The 17,138-nt window shown below is 52.2% G+C and carries 14 protein-coding genes and 1 riboswitch; of the genes, 7 read left to right on the forward strand and 7 right to left on the reverse strand.

What is annotated here, in order from left to right; all coding sequences use genetic code 11:
* Positions 1-321 precede the first annotated feature (321 nt).
* Together HV243_RS01120 and dinQ are read left to right on the forward strand one after the other, a co-directional pair.
* Positions 322-1,716: a cytochrome-c peroxidase gene (locus tag HV243_RS01120; RefSeq protein ID WP_016157700.1), complete on the forward strand. Its 1,395-nt coding sequence runs from the start codon at positions 322-324 to the stop codon at positions 1,714-1,716.
* A gap of 381 nt (positions 1,717-2,097) precedes the next feature.
* On the forward strand, positions 2,098-2,181 hold the full coding sequence (gene dinQ / locus HV243_RS01125; RefSeq protein WP_003837776.1) for a damage-inducible type I toxin DinQ: 84 nt from the start codon (positions 2,098-2,100) through the stop codon (positions 2,179-2,181).
* Positions 2,182-2,247: 66 nt separating this feature from the next.
* Here dinQ and gorA read toward each other — a convergent pair whose 3' ends face one another.
* Positions 2,248-3,600: a glutathione-disulfide reductase gene (gorA, locus tag HV243_RS01130; RefSeq protein ID WP_046274489.1), complete on the reverse strand. Its 1,353-nt coding sequence runs from the start codon at positions 3,598-3,600 to the stop codon at positions 2,248-2,250.
* Between the two features lie 104 nt (positions 3,601-3,704).
* Positions 3,705-4,547, reverse strand: coding sequence for a 23S rRNA (adenine(2030)-N(6))-methyltransferase RlmJ (locus HV243_RS01135; RefSeq protein ID WP_016154881.1), 843 nt, complete (start codon positions 4,545-4,547; stop codon positions 3,705-3,707).
* A 214-nt stretch (positions 4,548-4,761) separates the two neighbouring features.
* Between HV243_RS01135 and prlC the strand changes: the two genes are divergently transcribed.
* Both prlC and rsmJ read left to right on the forward strand, forming a co-directional pair.
* On the forward strand, positions 4,762-6,804 hold the full coding sequence (prlC, locus tag HV243_RS01140) for an oligopeptidase A (protein WP_053388688.1): 2,043 nt from the start codon (positions 4,762-4,764) through the stop codon (positions 6,802-6,804).
* Positions 6,805-6,812: 8 nt separating this feature from the next.
* A complete protein-coding gene (gene rsmJ / locus HV243_RS01145; RefSeq protein WP_046274491.1) occupies positions 6,813-7,562 on the forward strand; it encodes a 16S rRNA (guanine(1516)-N(2))-methyltransferase RsmJ in 750 nt (249 codons plus the stop codon).
* A 44-nt stretch (positions 7,563-7,606) separates the two neighbouring features.
* On the opposite strand, the gene HV243_RS01150 is transcribed toward rsmJ, so the two are convergent.
* Positions 7,607-8,806: an NAD(P)/FAD-dependent oxidoreductase gene (locus HV243_RS01150; RefSeq protein WP_053388687.1), complete on the reverse strand. Its 1,200-nt coding sequence runs from the start codon at positions 8,804-8,806 to the stop codon at positions 7,607-7,609.
* Between the two features lie 232 nt (positions 8,807-9,038).
* Between HV243_RS01150 and HV243_RS01155 the strand changes: the two genes are divergently transcribed.
* Positions 9,039-9,542 carry an Rrf2 family transcriptional regulator gene (locus HV243_RS01155; protein WP_016154877.1) on the forward strand — a complete coding sequence of 168 codons (504 nt, stop codon included), beginning with the start codon at positions 9,039-9,041 and terminating at the stop codon, positions 9,540-9,542.
* Positions 9,543-9,742: 200 nt separating this feature from the next.
* Here HV243_RS01155 and dtpB read toward each other — a convergent pair whose 3' ends face one another.
* Positions 9,743-11,215: a dipeptide/tripeptide permease DtpB gene (gene dtpB / locus HV243_RS01160; protein WP_016154876.1), complete on the reverse strand. Its 1,473-nt coding sequence runs from the start codon at positions 11,213-11,215 to the stop codon at positions 9,743-9,745.
* 281 nt (positions 11,216-11,496) lie between these two features.
* Entirely contained in the window at positions 11,497-11,934 is a 438-nt protein-coding gene (gene uspA, locus HV243_RS01165; RefSeq protein WP_003023368.1) for a universal stress protein UspA, read from the reverse strand.
* Positions 11,935-12,327: 393 nt separating this feature from the next.
* On the opposite strand from uspA, the gene uspB reads away from it, so the two are divergent.
* Positions 12,328-12,663 (forward strand): universal stress protein UspB, encoded by a 336-nt coding sequence (gene uspB / locus HV243_RS01170; RefSeq protein WP_003023371.1) that lies wholly within the window; start codon positions 12,328-12,330, stop codon positions 12,661-12,663.
* Positions 12,664-12,727: 64 nt separating this feature from the next.
* On the opposite strand, the gene pitA is transcribed toward uspB, so the two are convergent.
* A complete protein-coding gene (gene pitA / locus HV243_RS01175) occupies positions 12,728-14,227 on the reverse strand; it encodes an inorganic phosphate transporter PitA (protein ID WP_016154875.1) in 1,500 nt (499 codons plus the stop codon).
* Positions 14,228-14,456: 229 nt separating this feature from the next.
* Here pitA and HV243_RS01180 point away from each other — a divergent pair, with 229 nt between their 5' ends.
* Complete coding sequence (locus tag HV243_RS01180) at positions 14,457-15,650, forward strand: NAD(P)/FAD-dependent oxidoreductase (RefSeq protein ID WP_149330495.1); 1,194 nt, start codon at positions 14,457-14,459, stop codon at positions 15,648-15,650.
* 38 nt (positions 15,651-15,688) lie between these two features.
* Here HV243_RS01180 and HV243_RS01185 read toward each other — a convergent pair whose 3' ends face one another.
* Positions 15,689-16,702 carry a magnesium transporter gene (locus tag HV243_RS01185; protein WP_016154873.1) on the reverse strand — a complete coding sequence of 338 codons (1,014 nt, stop codon included), beginning with the start codon at positions 16,700-16,702 and terminating at the stop codon, positions 15,689-15,691.
* A gap of 55 nt (positions 16,703-16,757) precedes the next feature.
* Positions 16,758-16,941, reverse strand: a riboswitch (M-box (ykoK) riboswitch).
* Between the last annotated feature and the right edge of the window lie 197 nt (positions 16,942-17,138).

Here is a 17,138-nt window from a genome sequence, read left to right on the forward strand (position 1 = left end):
GATCACATTTTAGTGCTGCGCAATATCCAAAAAATAAATCTATCCTAATGAAAATAATGAATAATTCTGAATTCTGCACAACCTGAGGATATTCCATTTTCAGAACATTCGATTGCAACGAGGTGTGAACACAACCTGGTAACGTTTAACTCTATAATAGGCACAGGCTATTCTATCGATAGTTCTCCTCCATGTAATTGCTTGATACTTATCAAAATAGTAATTCCCTCATTTCCTATGATGGTCAGGTCTGACAAAGACTGTCTATTAATTATTCTAATTTTCTGGGTCACAATAACTCACAACGGTGAGGGTAAAATAATGAAAATCATTACCCGTCTTACCGTGATTGCCATAGCTGGCGTCGCGATTTGTTATTTTGGATTATCCGGTTATGTGTGGTATCACGATAATCAACGGAGTAAACAGGCTGATGTTCAGGCCTCTACGCTGGAAGAAAATAATAAAGTACTAGGGTTCTTACGTGAAAAAGGATGCGATTATTGTCACACTCCTTCGGCTGAATTACCTTTCTATTCTTCTTTTCCCGTCGCTAAGCAGTTGATGAATTACGATATTCAACTGGGATACAAATCATTCAATCTTGAGGCCGTTCGTGCGGCGCTGGTCGCGGATAAACCCGTTTCGCAAAGCGATCTGAATAAAATTGAGTGGGTGATGCAGTACGAGACCATGCCGCCGACGCGTTATACCGCATTGCACTGGGCTGGCAAAGTAAGCGATACGGAGCGAGCAGAGATCCTGGGCTGGATTGCGAAACAGCGTGAGCAGTACTACGCCAGTAACGATACTGCCACGCAGCATCGTAATGAACCTGTACAGCCGATACCGGAAAGCATCCCGACCGATGCCCGCAAAGTAGCGCTTGGTTTTACGCTTTACCATGACCCGCGTATTTCCGGCGACAGCACGATTTCTTGTGCGCACTGTCACGCCCTGAATGCGGGCGGCGTGGATGGCCGGAAAACGTCAATCGGTGTCGGCGGCGCGGTTGGCCCTATCAATGCGCCAACGGTATTTAACTCGGTCTTTAACGTTGAGCAATTCTGGGATGGCCGTGCGCCAACACTGCAGGCGCAGGCCGGTGGCCCACCGTTGAACCCTATCGAAATGGCGTCTAAATCCTGGGATGAAATTATCCAGAAACTGGACAAGGATCCGCAACTTAAGCAAGAGTTCATTGCCGTTTATCCGCAGGGATTCAGTGGGGATAATATTACCGATGCGATTGCTGAGTTTGAGAAAACGCTGATTACGCCAAATTCGCCGTTTGATAAATGGCTGCGTGGTGATGAAGCGGCCTTAACCGCTCAGCAAAAACATGGCTATCAGTTGTTTAAAGATAATAAGTGCGCGACCTGTCATGGCGGTATTATTTTAGGCGGACGTTCATTTGAGCCATTGGGTCTGAAAAAGGACTTTAATTTCGGCGAGGTCACTGCTGCAGATATTGGCCGCATGAACGTCACCAATGAATTACGTGACAAGCTGCGTCAGAAAGTCCCTGGATTGCGTAACGTTGCGCTGACTGCGCCTTATTTCCATCGCGGTGATGTGCCTACGCTCGACGGCGCGGTAAAACTGATGCTGCGTTATCAGGTGGGTAAAGAACTGCCTCAGGAAGATATCGACGATATCGTGGCATTCCTCGAAAGCCTTAATGGGGTATATACACCGTATATGCAGGGTAAATAATTTCTCTGTGGTCCAGATTCGGACGTAAAAAAACCGACTTCGCGTCGGTTTTTTTACGCTTCAGCCCGAGTTGGTGGTTCTGGCCGAAGTGAGAGTTCCATCATCTAACCCTTCAATCGTATTACCATACCGGTAGTATTGCAAGAATACGCTGGTTGTTTTGATTAAAACAACTGTATACTTATCCAGTTAGCTCTGAAGCATTTTCATTCCGGACGCGCGCTAAACGCTTTCTAAGTCCTGATCGGCTGTACGGGTGGTGCCGTTGGCCGATGCTCTGGCCGGAGTGAGAGTTCCATCATCTAACACTGGGACATGCGCCGTGACAGGCAATGGATGAGTAAGCGGATGCATTCTCACTCCCTCTGATGGAGAAAACGGGTGATTGATAAAGCAATCATCGTTCTGGGAGCGTTAATCGCGTTGCTGGAGCTGATCCGCTATCTGCTGCAACTGCTGAACTAATAGCGGAAACGTAACTAAGGGCAAAGAGCTAACCCCTCTTTGCCCTTTAACATTCCTGAAGCGCGATTAACGCATGGTGACAAACTCTTCAGATGCCGTTGGGTGAATGGCAACGGTGTTATCAAAGTCTTTCTTGGTTGCGCCCATTTTCAGAGCGACCGCGAAGCCTTGCAGCATTTCATCCATCCCAAAACCAATGCCATGAATACCGACAATCTTCTCTTCCGGACCGACGCAAACCAGCTTCATGCGGCACGGCTGACGGTGGGTGGTGACAGCGGTATACATCGCGGTAAACGATGATTTATACACTTTCACCTGATCATCGCCGTGCTGTTCGCGAGCCTGCTGCTCGGTCAGGCCCACGGTACCAATAGGCGGATGGCTGAAGACCACGGTCGGGATGTTGCTGTAGTCCAGATGTTCGTCCGGCTTATTGTTAAACAGACGCTCGGACAGACGACGGCCCGCGGCAACGGCAACCGGCGTCAGCTCAACGGCCCCGGTGTTATCGCCGACGGCATAAATACCCGGCACGCTGGTGTTCTGGAATTTATCAACGACGATGTAGCCTTTTTCGTTGGTTTTCACGCCAGTAACCGCCAGGTTGAAGTTGTCGGTGGCAGGTTCACGACCGATCGCCCAAATCAGGCAATCTACCGTTTCGCTACGACCATCTTCCAGTTGCAGGGTCAGGCTACCATCAGCGTTTTTAACGACCGCTTTTGGTATCGCGTGAGTATGCAGAGTCGGGCCTTCGGCGTTCATCACCTCAACGAGCGTGTCGACGATCATCGGGTCGAAGCTGCGCAGCGGCGCGTGTTTACGCACGAACAGATGCGTTTGTGCACCCAGACCGTTAATTACGCCCGCCAGTTCAACGGCGATGTAGCCTGCGCCAACAACGGCCACGCGTTTTGGCAGCGCGGGCAGCTCAAAGAAACCGTCGGAGTCGATACCGTATTCCACACCCGGAATGCTCGGATGGCTCGGGCGACCACCGGTAGCAATCAAAATATGATCGGCAGTAATGGTTTCACCGTTCACTTCAATGGTTTTGGCATCCACAAAGCGGGCAAAGCCTTTAATCACATCGACATTATTTTTGCCCAGCACGTTGTCGTACGAGGTATGAATGCGATCAATATAAGCGGTACGCGTGGCGATCAGTTTATCCCAATCGAACTTATTGATGGTGGTGTCGAAACCGTAATCCGGCCCGTACATGTGGATTGCTTCGCGGACCTGTGCGGCATGCCACATCACTTTTTTCGGTACGCAGCCAACGTTAACGCAGGTGCCGCCTAGCTCTTTAGCTTCAATCAGCGCGCATTTCTGGCCGTACATTGCTGCACGGTTAATGGAGGCAATACCGCCGCTGCCGCCGCCAATAGCGATGTAATCATAGTGCTTGGTCATGACCGCTCCTTCATGTTCATTGTAGGGCGGAGAAGCGTTACGCCATCCGCCAAAATATTCGCGATTGTATACCTGAAATTAAAAGGTTCCACCGATGACTGCGATTACTCCGGCACGATCCAGCTTACCGACGTATGACCGGTTCCTGCCGGAACCAGTTTGCTGTGCAACCACGGCAGGACACTGTTCATCTGCTGCTCCAGCTTCCACGGCGGGTTTATTACAATCATACCGGACGCCGTCATGCCGCGCTGATCGCTGTCCGGACGCACCGCCAGCTCAATTTGCAGAATTTTGCGGATACCGGTGTCTTCCAGGTCGTGGATCATGCGTTTGATTTGCTGGCGCAGAACTACCGGATACCACAGCGCATAGGTGCCGGTTGCGAAACGCTTATAGCCTTCGTTAATACCGGTCACCACCGCCTGGTAGTCGCTTTTGATTTCGTAGGGGGGATCGATAAGGATCAGCCCGCGACGGGAAACCGGCGGTAATTTTGCTTTTAGCTGCTGATAACCATCGGCTTTGGCCACGCGTGCGCGCTCATCTTTCTGGAATTCGCCGCGCAGCAAAGGAAAGTCGCTCGGGTGCAGTTCCGTTAATTGCAGGCTGTCCTGTTCTCGCAGCAACTGGCGAGCAATTAACGGAGAGCCGGGGTAGTAGCGCAGTTGGCCGCTACGGTTGAAGTGCTTCACCACGCCAATGTAGGGTTCCAGTTCGGCAGGCAAATCGTCCTGCTGCCAGATACGGGCGATCCCTTCCAGATATTCACCGGTACGTTCGGCATGCTCACTGCTCAGCTGATAACGGCCTGCGCCAGCATGGGTATCCAGATAGAGAAACGGTTTTTCTTTCTCTTTAAGCGATTCGATGATCAGGCTCTGGACGGTGTGTTTAAGGACGTCGGCGTGGTTGCCAGCGTGATAACTGTGGCGATAACTCAGCATGGGTAAACGTGTTCCAGGTTATAAACGTAGGCCCGAAAACAGCGCAATATCGGGCGAAAATAAAGCGTATCGCCACAGTATACAGAAAAGTCGTCACTGCCGCGAAAGCGCAACGCCTGGCATTGAAATCCTCTACACTTAACCCCATTGTACAAATTAATATGCACAGCGCCGGATACGCGCTTCATTCACTCTTTTCAACAGGACCGCGCTAATGACCAATCCATTGCTGACCCCCTTCGAACTGCCGCCATTTTCTAAAATTCAGCCTGAGCACGTCGTGCCTGCCGTGACTAAGGCGCTGAACGATTGCCGCGAAAACGTTGAGCGAGTGGTTGCGCAGGGCGCGCCGTACACCTGGGAAAATCTTTGCCAGCCGTTGGCGGAAGTTGACGATGTGCTGGGACGTATTTTCTCTCCGGTTAGCCACCTGAACTCGGTGAAGAATAGCCCGGAATTGCGCGAAGCCTACGAACAAACGCTGCCGCTGCTGTCTGAATACAGCACCTGGGTTGGACAACATGAAGGTCTGTACAAAGCGTACCGCGACCTGCGTGACGGCGATCATTACGCCACCCTGGACACCGCACAGAAAAAAGCGGTCGATAACGCGCTGCGCGATTTCGAGCTTTCTGGTATTGGTCTGCCGAAGGAAAAACAGCTGCGCTATGGTGAGATTGCCACCCGCCTGTCTGAGCTGGGCAATCTCTACAGCAATAACGTCCTCGATGCCACGATGGGCTGGACTAAGCTGGTGACTGATGAAGCGGAACTCTCCGGCATGCCGGAAAGCGCGCTGGCGGCTGCAAAAGCCCAGGCTGATGCTAAACAGCAGGAAGGCTACCTGTTAACGCTGGATATCCCAAGCTACCTGCCGGTGATGACCTACTGTGATAACCAGGGGCTGCGTGAGGAGATGTATCGCGCTTACTCCACTCGCGCGTCTGACCAGGGGCCAAACGCTGGTAAATGGGACAACAGCCCGATAATGGAAGAGATCCTCGCGCTGCGCCACGAGCTGGCACAGCTGCTGGGCTTTGAAAGCTACGCTTTTAAATCTCTGTCCACCAAAATGGCGGAAAACCCGCAGCAGGTACTCGACTTCCTTACCGACCTGGCGAAACGTGCCCGTCCTCAGGGCGAGAAAGAGCTGGCTCAACTGCGCGCCTTCGCGAAAGCGGAATTTGGTGTCGATGAGCTGCAGCCGTGGGATATCGCTTACTACAGCGAGAAACAAAAACAGCACCTCTATAGCATCAGCGACGAGCAGCTGCGTCCATACTTCCCGGAAAACAAAGCCGTTAACGGCCTGTTTGAAGTGGTTAAACGTATTTACGGCATTACCGCTAAAGAGCGCACTGATGTTGACGTCTGGCACCCGGAAGTACGTTTCTTCGAACTGTATGACGAAAACAACGAACTGCGCGGCAGTTTCTATCTTGACCTGTATGCCCGTGAACATAAACGTGGCGGGGCGTGGATGGACGACTGCGTCGGCCAGATGCGTAAAGCCGACGGTACGCTGCAAAAGCCTGTTGCCTACCTGACCTGTAACTTTAACCGCCCGGTGAACGGCAAACCCGCGCTGTTTACCCACGATGAAGTGATCACCCTGTTCCACGAGTTCGGCCACGGTCTGCACCATATGCTGACCCGTATCGAAACCGCCGGTGTTTCAGGTATCAACGGCGTGCCGTGGGATGCGGTCGAACTGCCGAGCCAGTTTATGGAGAACTGGTGCTGGGAGCCCGAAGCGCTGGCATTTATCTCTGGTCACTTTGAGACCGGTGAGCCGCTGCCCAAGGAGTTGCTGGATAAAATGCTGGCGGCGAAAAATTACCAGGCGGCGCTGTTTATTCTGCGTCAACTGGAGTTTGGCTTGTTTGATTTCCGTCTGCATGCGGAGTTTAACCCACAGCAAGGGGCGAAAATCCTCGAAACGCTGGCGGAAATTAAAAAGCAGGTCGCCGTGGTGCCGGGCCCAACGTGGGGCCGCTTCCCGCATGCCTTCAGCCATATTTTTGCTGGTGGCTATGCGGCGGGTTACTACAGCTACCTGTGGGCCGACGTGCTGGCGGCGGATGCATTCTCTCGCTTTGAAGATGAAGGGATTTTCAACCGTCAAACCGGACAATCGTTCCTCGATAACATTCTCACCCGTGGTGGTTCTGAAGAGCCGATGGAACTGTTCAAGCGCTTCCGTGGCCGTGAGCCGCAACTGGATGCAATGCTGGAGCATTACGGGATTAAAGGCTGATTATTCACGTGAAAATCTGCTTAGTAGATGAAACAGGCGCCGGAGACGGCGCCTTATCTGTTCTTGCCGCCCGCTGGAATCTTACGCACGATGAAGATAACCTGATGGCGCTGGTGATGACACCGGAACATCTGGAACTGCGCAAACGTGATGAGCCCAAACTCGGCGGTATCTTCGTGGATTTCGTTGGCGGTGCGATGGCTCATCGGCGCAAATTTGGCGGTGGTCGCGGCGAAGCGGTGGCGAAGGCGGTTGGCATTAAAGGCGATTACCTGCCGGATGTGGTTGATGCGACTGCGGGGCTGGGGCGCGATGCGTTTGTGCTGGCCTCAGTAGGCTGCCGCGTGCGGATGCTGGAACGTAACCCGGTCGTTGCAGCTCTGTTGGATGATGGCCTGGCGCGAGGGTATGCAGACCCGGAAATCGGTCCGTGGCTGCAGGAACGTTTACAACTGATCCACGCCTCAAGCCTGACGGCGTTAACCGATATCACCCCGCGTCCGCAGGTGGTGTACCTCGACCCGATGTTCCCGCATAAGCAGAAAAGCGCGCTGGTGAAAAAAGAGATGCGCGTGTTTCAGTCGTTGGTGGGGCCGGACCTGGATGCGGATGGGCTGCTGGAGCCTGCGCGTCAGCTAGCCACTAAACGTGTGGTAGTGAAGCGCCCGGATTACGCACCGCCGCTGGCGGGTGTCGCCACGCCGAACGCGGTAGTCACGAAAGGGCATCGGTTTGATATTTACGCGGGGACCGCGTAGTTTGTAGGCCGGATAAGGCGTTAGCCGCTATCCGGCATTACTGCTTAAACAAACGGTGCGTATGGGTCAGCCATCTCAAATGCGACGGCTCTTTCCGCTTTCGGCGGATAAATCAGTTCACTGACAATCGATACTTTCAGTTTCTTCGCTTCTGCGCGAGTGAGTTTGACCTGCTGATCCCATCCTTCGGTATACACCGCGCCCCACGCGCCGAGATCCAGACAGGTGACGTACATCTCCTGACGGTACGGTGAAGGTTCTACTCCTAGCAGGCTTGCAGCGGCGTTATTACCGGCAAATTTACCCAACAAAATAGCGTGCTGGCAGGTCATTAACGCATAGTTGCCTTTGTCATCGGTGGCGGCGTAGGCCACATCGCCAGTGGCGTAGATATCATCATGACCCACGACCTGCAGATTGGCATTCACATGCAGGCGGCCCTGTCGATCGCGCGGGGCGTTAATCTGTGCTGTCAGGCTATTGGCCTGCACGCCGACGGTCCAGATAACTGTTTGAGAGGCAATAACCTGCCCATCTTTCAGCGTTACGCCCCCGGCATCCACGCTTTCTACTTCTGCATTTACCAACCATTCGATGCCCAGTTCAGCGGAGGCTTTGATTATCACGTCGCGTAATTCCTGGCTCCAGCGCCCGGCAGGCTGAGCACCGCGCTCAACTACGACCACTCTGGTCTTAGCATCGGCACCCAGAATCTCACGCAGACGACCAGGTAATTCCAGCGCCATCTCAATCCCGGTAAAGCCGCCGCCACAGACCACCACCGTATTGCGAGTCTCACTTTCCGGCTGTAATGCCAGGTCTGTAATGTGCTGCTCCAGTGCGGTGGCGCTCTCGAGCTGGTCGAGGTCAAACGCATGCTCGGCTGCACCGACAACGGCGTCGCGGTTAACGTGACTCCCGCTGGCGAGTACCAGGCGGTCGTAGCGGCGCAGATGAATTTCTCCGTTGGCATCTTTCCAGCTCACCTCTTTAGAGTCCGGGATGATCTGCTCGACGTGACCTTGCAGGAAGTTGACGCCGGTAACGTCAAACAAGGGTTGCAGCGGGGCGACCAGGGTTTGTACGGCGCGTTCATAAAAGCGTGGGCGGACACGCAGCTCTGGCTGTGGTGCAATTACTGTAATATCAATGGCCTGCTGATGTTTATCCGCCAGTCGTGCGGCGCTTAATGCTGCCCACATACCGGCAAAGCCGGCGCCCACGATCAGAATTCGTTTACGCATTGGGGGGTTCTCTCTGGTGACTACGAATAAGTTACTCGGATTTTATTTGTCGTAGTTAAGAATTGCAATGCGATCAGGATCCTTTTTGTCCTGATGTCGTAGGATGTTTGATTATCTATTTGATAAATATATGATTAAAGTTTTTATATAAATATGGGTTGTGCTGCTGTCTGGAATGAATGAGACGAAAAAGCTACAATTAACTCAGATTCATTTTGGCTGAGATAAGAGAATGGCATTTTACAGTTCCGGGGTTGAGTACGGCATTCATAGCCTGATGTGTATGGTCGACAGCAAGGGCGACGCGCGGGATATGAGCGTGCGGGAAATTGCCGAGCTGCAAAGCGTGCCGTACGACTACCTGGCGAAAATTTTCACCCGTTTGTCGAAAGCGGGCCTGGTGCGCAGCATTGAGGGAAAGGGCGGCGGTTTCCAGTTGGCTAAACCTGCTGAACACATTACGGTGCTGGACGTGGTGAATGCCATTGATGGCGATAAGCGCATCTTTGAGTGTCGTGAGATTCGCCAACGGCTGGCGGTATTTGAGGAGCATCCGCCGGAGTGGGCCTGTGAAGGCATTTGTGGTGTGCGCTCGGTAATGGATATGGCTCAGCAGCGAATGGAAGAAGCGCTCGGTCAGCATACGATTCTGGATTTGGCGCGCAAAATGTACCGCAAAGCGCCGGACACTTTTGTGGTCGAAGTTCAGGAGTGGATTAACGCTCGCAAAGGGTAGCGATTGAAAATGCCCGGTGCTCATCCTCGGTTAGAAGCGTTTTCCACTGGCGTGATAAAACTGAAGTCTTAATCAACGCAATATCGTTCATGGTCATGTCCATGCATGATGACCTGTTTGTATAAACTACGCTCTTACAATGCAGGACTTAAAAGGCAAAAAAAACCGCGATGTGACTCGCGGTTAATGATAAAAAAAGCTTATTTACTGCTATCTGGCGTATTAATCATTCGGTTCAGCCAGGGCACCATAATCGCCATCACCACCGTGACAGCCAGGGTGACCAGGCCTATCTTACTGAAGACGTTGGTGTAGATCGGCAGCGTTTGCAGCGGGTCGGTGATGTTCTCCGGTACGGCAGTAAACGTGGCGACATACCCGCCCATCAGGAAGGCGGCGGCTTGCGTCAGGAACCACATCCCGAGAATAAAGCCCATCAGGTGCTGCGGCACGAGAGCGGCGACCATCGCCAATCCCAGGGCACTAATCAGCAGTTCACCCAGGCTCTGGAACAGATATACCAGCACGATAAACCACGGCGACGTCAGCCCCTGCGCATCCGCAAACCACATCCCGGCAGCGGCTGCCGTCAGGAAGCCCAACGAGCACAGGAACATACCGAGCGTAAATTTCATCGGCATAGTCAGGTCTTTGCCTTTGTTTCCCAGACGGGTATAGATCGCGGCCAGTACCGGACTTGCCAGCACCACCCAGAACGGGTTCAGCGCCTGGAAGCTCACTGGGTTAATGGCGAAACCGAGAATTTCATGGTGCACGTTATTGATAGCAAAGAAGTTCAGCGATGTCGGCATCTGCGCGTACAGCACGTAGAACACAACCGCTTCCAGCATCAGGATGAAGGCCACGAACATCTTGTTGCGCCCGGTTTTATCCAGTTTGAATGCCTGACGGAAGAAGATGATAGTCACGGCAAGCGACAAGACGATCAACACCAGGTTGGCAATCTGCACGTTGTGCATCAGCCAGGCGCAGATAAATACCATCACTACCGTACCGGCCAGCACGTACAGCAGATTACGGAAATTCAGCGGCTTATGGTCTGGCTCAGAACCGATATTTTTTACCATCCCACGGCAGGCAAAGTAGACCAGCAGCGCGACGATAAGCCCGGCCCCGCACAGGTTGTAAGTCACCGCGTAGCCAAACTTATCGGCAATCACCGGCGCCAGCGACAGCGACAGCAACGAACCGATGTTAATCGACATATAAAACAGGGTGAAAGCACCGTCCAGACGGGCGTCTTTTGGTGGATAGCATTTTGACAACAGGCTTGCCGGGTTGGCTTTAAACAGCCCGTTACCGACGGCAATGGTACCCAAAGCAATAAAGATCAGATCGGGCTTGAGCAGCGACATCCCGGTCATGAAGTAGCCGATTGCCAGCACAATGGCACCGAGAACCAGCGTGCGCTTAGTGCCTAACAGGTGGTCGCCGACGTAGCCGCCGATCGAGATCAGGCCGTAGACCAGCGCAGCAAAGGCACCAAAGGTGACAAATGCCTGTTCCTGTGAAAATCCTAGCTGCTTAACAAAGAATACCGCCAGGATGCCCTGAACGCCGTAATAGCCAAATCGTTCCCATAATTCTACAAAGAAGATCATGAAGAACGGACGAGGTTGCTGCAGCAAGCCCGTAGGTGCAGTTTTATTCATATTCCATCGCCTTTCAAAGCCATCCCGAAAAGTATGAACGCGTATGCTTAAACGCGCCGAAAAAGTCTTATTTTGTTATAGACTGCGGCTATTGTCCGCGAGAGTAGAGTATTATAGAGATGGTTTTCGATCCAATTAGTTGATCACACTAATTATGATTTGTTTGTTGGATTGATGTACTAATTGTGTCCGAATGATAAAAACAAAAACGCCCGCACAGGCGGGCGTTTACAGGCTTAACTACTTGCAGCAGGCCGGGCTATATCCCGGCGGCAAGCATTTTATGCTTCTTCGTCGTCACGCAGCGGAACAATCAACATGTCGACGTGGACGGTGTTGATCAGTTGGCGCGCGGAGGACATCAGTTTGCTCCAGAAATCCTGGTGGTGACCACAAACGACCAGATCCATGTCGTATTTTTTGATGGCATCAACCAGAACCTGACCCAGGTCGCCGCTACCGCTCAGGGTTTCGGTGATAGGGTAGCCTGCGTTGGTGGACAGCTCGGTTAACGCGTGGTGGGTTTCTTCAGAAATGCGTTTCTGCATGTCGCCCAGATTCACGTCGATAAGGCCGGTGTACAGGTCGGAATAGTTTACGTCAACGTGGATAAGGGAAACTTTAGCATTGTAAGGCCGCGCCATAGAGACCGCTTTTTCAACCAGAACTTTGCTTTCCGGAGAAAGATCAACCGCGATAAGAATGTGTTTATAAGCCATAGTGTTACTCCTTCCATAAGTTGTCGATGACTAGCCTGCTGGCGTTTCTCTGCCGCCGCGTCATCCGCGTCCTGCGAACCTTGCGCGCGGGGCTAGCCCAGTCGTAAAAACGTACCATATAAGGACTATCCTTACATTATAGCGACCAGAATAATCCGTCAATCCGCCTTGCTTGCCAAGCAGTTAAACAAATTTTTTAGTTAATTGCATTGATAGCGATTAACCTTCTGGCAAAAAAATTAACTAATCTCCTACACTATCTAGAGGGGCGTTCGAATGCGTGATACTAATACGAACGGTTTCTTCAGTACTCTTCACTGAATGGTTTGGCAGGGTATCGGGGAGCGGTAGTCCCGGAAAGGAGTTCCGTGGGCGGGTCGCCGGGGAGGGGGTATGATAAGCACCATTGCATTGTTCTGGGCTTTATGTGTCGTTTGCATTGTTAATATGGCGCGCTATTTTTCTTCGCTACGCGCACTGCTAGTAGTACTTCGTGGTTGCGATCCATTGCTTTACCAGTATGTAGATGGAGGGGGCTTTTTTACCTCGCATGGGCAACCGAACAAGCAGATGCGTCTGGTGTGGTATATCTACGCTCAGCGTTACCGCGATCATCATGATGATGAATTTATTCGCCGCTGTGAGCGGGTTCGCGGTCAGTTCATTCTCACCAGCGCGCTATGCGGCCTGGTGCTAATCAGCATGGTTGCGCTGATTATCTGGCACTGATTCCAACGACAGATACAAAAAAAGCGGGCCAGTTTCCTGACCCGCTTTTTTACCGCGCATTCGCTTAGATAAGCTTCAGGGAGAGCCAGTACAGCCCGCCGGAAAGAAGAATTGCTGCTGGCAGGGTGAAGACCCAGGCCATCAGAATGCTGGTCACCGTTTTACGCTGCAAACCGCCGCCATCAACAACCATCGTTCCCGCAACGGAAGAGGAGAGAACGTGTGTGGTGGAAACGGGCATACCGGTGTAGCTGGCAAGACCGATAGAGACTGCGGCGGTCATCTGCGCCGACATCCCCTGGGCATAGGTCATGCCTTTCTTACCGATTTTCTCACCGATGGTGGTTGCCACGCGACGCCAGCCAATCATCGTACCAATACCCAGCGCCAGTGCGACGGCCATAATGATCCAGATAGGCGCGTACTCAATGGTGCTCAGCATGTCAGATTTCAGTTTCTTCAGCAGACGCTGATCGTCAGCGCTTACGCCAGGCAGCTTAACCACTTTATCGGTGGTATCAGAGATGCACAGCATAATACGGCGCAACTGACCACGCTGTTCGACGCTTAACTTGTCGTAGGTTTCCAGATTCGCCAGCATACCTTTCGCACGTTCCAGCGCGTTGATGGTATTCGCCGGGTGGCAATGGAACTCGGTCGGCGTCGCTGGTGCCGCGTCCGTCGGGGACGGAATCAGCTGGTCTACGCCTGTGGCCTGTTTAAGCAGGTCAGGGCGCTGCTGGAAGAAGACTTCGACGTTATTGATTGCATCGCGGGTACGGGTAATTTCGTAACCGGAAGCATTCATATTCACCACGAAACCTGCTGGCGCTACGCCAATCAGCACTAGCATCACCAGACCAATGCCTTTCTGACCATCGTTCGCGCCGTGGGAGAACGCCACGCCGATAGCGGAGAGGATCAGTGCAATACGCGTCCAGAACGGCGGCTTTTTCTTTCCGTCTTTCTTTTCACGTTCTGCCGGCGTCAGGTGGATACGGGCACGTTTTTTCGTACCGCTCCAGTAGCGACGCAGAATGAAAATAAGACCACCTGCAACCACCAGACCGACAATAGGTGAGATGATAAGCGAGGCAAAAATACCGATAACTTTCGGGATGTTAAGTGCATCCACCACCGAGGTGCCGTTCATCAGCGCATTGGTTAAACCAATACCGATAATGGCGCCAATCAGCGTGTGGGAGCTGGATGCAGGCAGACCAAAGTACCAGGTACCCAGGTTCCAGATAATTGCCGCCAGCAACATGGAGAACACCATGGCGAGGCCATGTGACGATCCCATATTAAGCAGCAGATCCGTTGGTAACATATGCACGATGGCATACGCCACGCTGAGACCGCCCAGCAAAACACCAAAGAAGTTGAACACCGCAGCCATGACCACCGCCAATTGCGAACGCATTGCACGGGTATAGATCACAGTTGCGACAGCATTGGCTGTATCATGGAAGCCATTAATTGCTTCGTAGAACAGCACGAAAGCCAGAGCAAGCAATAGTAAAAGCCCGGTATGTAAATCCAGGCCAGCAAACAAATGTAGCATAGGACGTTACGCCATTTTGAGGACATGAACGCGGCGCATTATCAGTGACTTTGGCGGCGCGGGCAAAGTGAAATATAGAGTTTTTTTGATTTGTCTCCTGCTTTGTTTCACACCACTAAAGAATTATCCTATATATTTCAGATAAATACCCTTTATCGGTAGTTTGGTGCTGGTGCGACCACTGAGGAATCTTTACAATTCACTCCCGCTTTTTAGAGAGGATCGCAACGTGGAAAGGTTTGATACCGTTATTATAGGCGCTGGCGCAGCGGGTATGTTTTGTGCCGCGCAGGCAGGACAAGCAGGTAGTCGCGTACTGCTAATTGATAATGGTAAAAAGCCCGGGCGCAAGATTCTCATGTCTGGCGGGGGCCGCTGCAACTTTACCAACCTTTATGTCGAGCCGGCTGCGTATTTGAGTCAAAACCCGCATTTTTGCAAATCGGCGCTGGCGCGTTATACACAGTGGGATTTTATCGATCTGGTGGGTAAGCACGGTATTGCCTGGCATGAAAAAACGCTAGGCCAGCTTTTCTGCGATGATTCCGCCCAGCAAATTGTCGATATGCTGGTGGATGAGTGTGAAAAAGGTAACGTAACTATGCGGTTACGTAGCGAAATCCTGAGCGTTGAGCGAGATGGTGACGATTTTGTCCTGGCATTGAATGGGATGAGTGTCGGCACGAAAAAGCTGGTTATCGCCTCCGGAGGTCTCTCTATGCCGGGTCTGGGCGCGACGCCGTTTGGTTATAAAATTGCGGAACAGTTCGGCCTGAACGTTTTGCCTACGCGCGCAGGGCTGGTGCCTTTCACCTTACATAAGCCGCTACTGGAGCAGCTTCAGGTGCTCTCTGGCGTATCCGTTTCTTCCGTTATCACCGCCGAGGACGGCACCGTATTTCGTGAAAACCTGCTCTTTACGCACCGCGGGCTTTCTGGTCCGGCCGTGCTGCAAATTTCCAGTTTTTGGCAGCCAGGTGAATTTGTCAGCATTAATTTGTTGCCGGATGTTGACCTCGCGAGCTTCCTCGATGACCAACGTAGCGCACACCCTAATCAAAGCTTAAAGAACACCCTGGCAATGCAGTTGCCAAAGCGTCTGGTGGAATGCTTACAGCAGTTAGGGCAAATCCCGGATGTCTCGCTGAAGCAGCTTAATGTACGCGATCAGCAAACGCTGGTTGAGACGCTGACCGAATGGCGGGTGCAGCCGAACGGTACGGAAGGGTATCGTACCGCTGAAGTCACGTTGGGCGGCGTCGATACCAACGAGCTGTCATCGCGCACGATGGAAGCGCGCAAAGTGCCGGGACTCTACTTTATCGGCGAAGTCATGGACGTCACCGGCTGGCTGGGCGGCTATAACTTCCAGTGGGCGTGGTCGAGCGCCTGGGCATGCGCGCAGGATTTGACACCTGCCTGACCGTGGTGCCCGACAACCTGGGCTGCCGGGCGTTATCATTAGTTCAGACCAAGAAAATACTGGGCGATTTTAAAGTAGATAATCAACCCGGTACCGTCGATAAGCGTGGCGATAAACGGGGCGGAAACCACGGCGGGATCAATGCCGATACGCTTGAGCACCATGGGGATCACTGATGACACCACGGCGCTCCACAACGTAATGCAAACCAGAGTCAGGCTGACGATTAGCGTGATTTCCACTCCGATACCCATCATCCACGCGCGCAAGCAGCCTGCCAGACCCAGCGTCAGGGCAATCAGCAGCGAAGTTGAAACTTCTTTGCGGATCACCCGACCCATATCGCGCAGCCGTACTTCTCCCAGCGCCATTGAACGTACCAGCGTTGAGGTGATCTGCGTACCGCTGTTGCCGCCAGTACCAATTAATAGTGGAATAAAAAAGGCCAGTGCAATAGCAGATTCCAGCGCCTCTTCAAAATGTTGAAGAACGCTGCTGGTATAGGCTTCTGCGACAAAAAGCAGCAGGAGCCAGACAGAACGTTTTTTCCACAATGTCCACGGGCTAATCTCCAGGTAGGGTTTTTCCAGCGGCAACGTTGCCCCCTGAAGCTGAACATCTTCGGTAACATCATCTTCCTGTAGATGAGCGATCTCTTTTTCCATCAGACAACCGACCAGCTCACCTTTCTCAACGACAGCCACCAGATCGAGTTCGCGTTCGGCTAACTCGGCAACGACCTGTGCCCGTTCATCATCAGGCTTTACATGAAACAAACAACTGTCCGTAAGATGGTTGATGTTCAGCGATGTATCTTTTTCCTGCAATAAGCGCTTGATGGATAACACCCCGCGCAGCGCTTTTCCAGCCACAACAAAGACCTGGCCTGGAATATCATCCGTTGTGAGCTGGGAGACAAAGTATTCACGAGCGCCGTTCACGCTGAGATGATCCGGCAGGGTAATAAAATCGGTGCGCATATATTGCGCGATAGCATCGCCATTGAAATCCGGCATAGGATGATGGGCGGCGCAGAGTGGCATAGATGACATGGTGTAATTCCCTATAAAAATCTCTCATAGGGGCGAACAAGACAGGGTTAGCGCAGGCGGATCCCTACGTCCTGGTTTTAGCACTGAACAACGTATCTGCCCGATGGTGTAATCGTCAGAAGTTACCTTGGCAACACCTTGATTCGATGGATGCCTGTATTTCCCTGAGTGGCCTCTCTCGATACCAGCAGGGCGGTAACTTGTATTTGTACAGGAGCCTCGCCATAACGAGATCGGTAAATGAGCCACTATTATAGCGATGTCTAATTATTGATTATGTTTATAGTTGTGAATGTTTATCAATCGTTGATATACGAAATATTCCCTGTGCCAGAGCGCGATAGGGCTGAAGTGGAAACTACAACCGAATAGACATATTGAATCCAGGTGTTAGTATTCAATAGACAGCAGTTATGAGTATGCGTGTTTCATTTCC

Origin of the sequence: Citrobacter sp. RHBSTW-00599, assembly GCF_013784065.1 — a bacterium.
GTDB classification, from domain to species: domain Bacteria; phylum Pseudomonadota; class Gammaproteobacteria; order Enterobacterales; family Enterobacteriaceae; genus Citrobacter; species Citrobacter braakii.

What these genes read in the sequence shown, in the direction of transcription:
- HV243_RS01120 (WP_016157700.1), top strand. Translation starts at nt 322, where the DNA reads ATGAAAATCATTACCCGTCTTACCGTGATTGCCATAGCTGGCGTCGCG.
- uspA (WP_003023368.1), bottom strand. Translation starts at nt 11,934, where the DNA reads ATGGCTTATAAACACATTCTTATCGCGGTTGATCTTTCTCCGGAAAGC.
- HV243_RS01150 (WP_053388687.1), bottom strand. Translation starts at nt 8,806, where the DNA reads ATGCGTAAACGAATTCTGATCGTGGGCGCCGGCTTTGCCGGTATGTGG.
- prlC (WP_053388688.1), top strand. Translation starts at nt 4,762, where the DNA reads ATGACCAATCCATTGCTGACCCCCTTCGAACTGCCGCCATTTTCTAAA.
- dtpB (WP_016154876.1), bottom strand. Translation starts at nt 11,215, where the DNA reads ATGAATAAAACTGCACCTACGGGCTTGCTGCAGCAACCTCGTCCGTTC.
- HV243_RS01135 (WP_016154881.1), bottom strand. Translation starts at nt 4,547, where the DNA reads ATGCTGAGTTATCGCCACAGTTATCACGCTGGCAACCACGCCGACGTC.
- uspB (WP_003023371.1), top strand. Translation starts at nt 12,328, where the DNA reads ATGATAAGCACCATTGCATTGTTCTGGGCTTTATGTGTCGTTTGCATT.
- gorA (WP_046274489.1), bottom strand. Translation starts at nt 3,600, where the DNA reads ATGACCAAGCACTATGATTACATCGCTATTGGCGGCGGCAGCGGCGGT.
- HV243_RS01185 (WP_016154873.1), bottom strand. Translation starts at nt 16,702, where the DNA reads ATGTCATCTATGCCACTCTGCGCCGCCCATCATCCTATGCCGGATTTC.
- HV243_RS01155 (WP_016154877.1), top strand. Translation starts at nt 9,039, where the DNA reads ATGGCATTTTACAGTTCCGGGGTTGAGTACGGCATTCATAGCCTGATG.
- pitA (WP_016154875.1), bottom strand. Translation starts at nt 14,227, where the DNA reads ATGCTACATTTGTTTGCTGGCCTGGATTTACATACCGGGCTTTTACTA.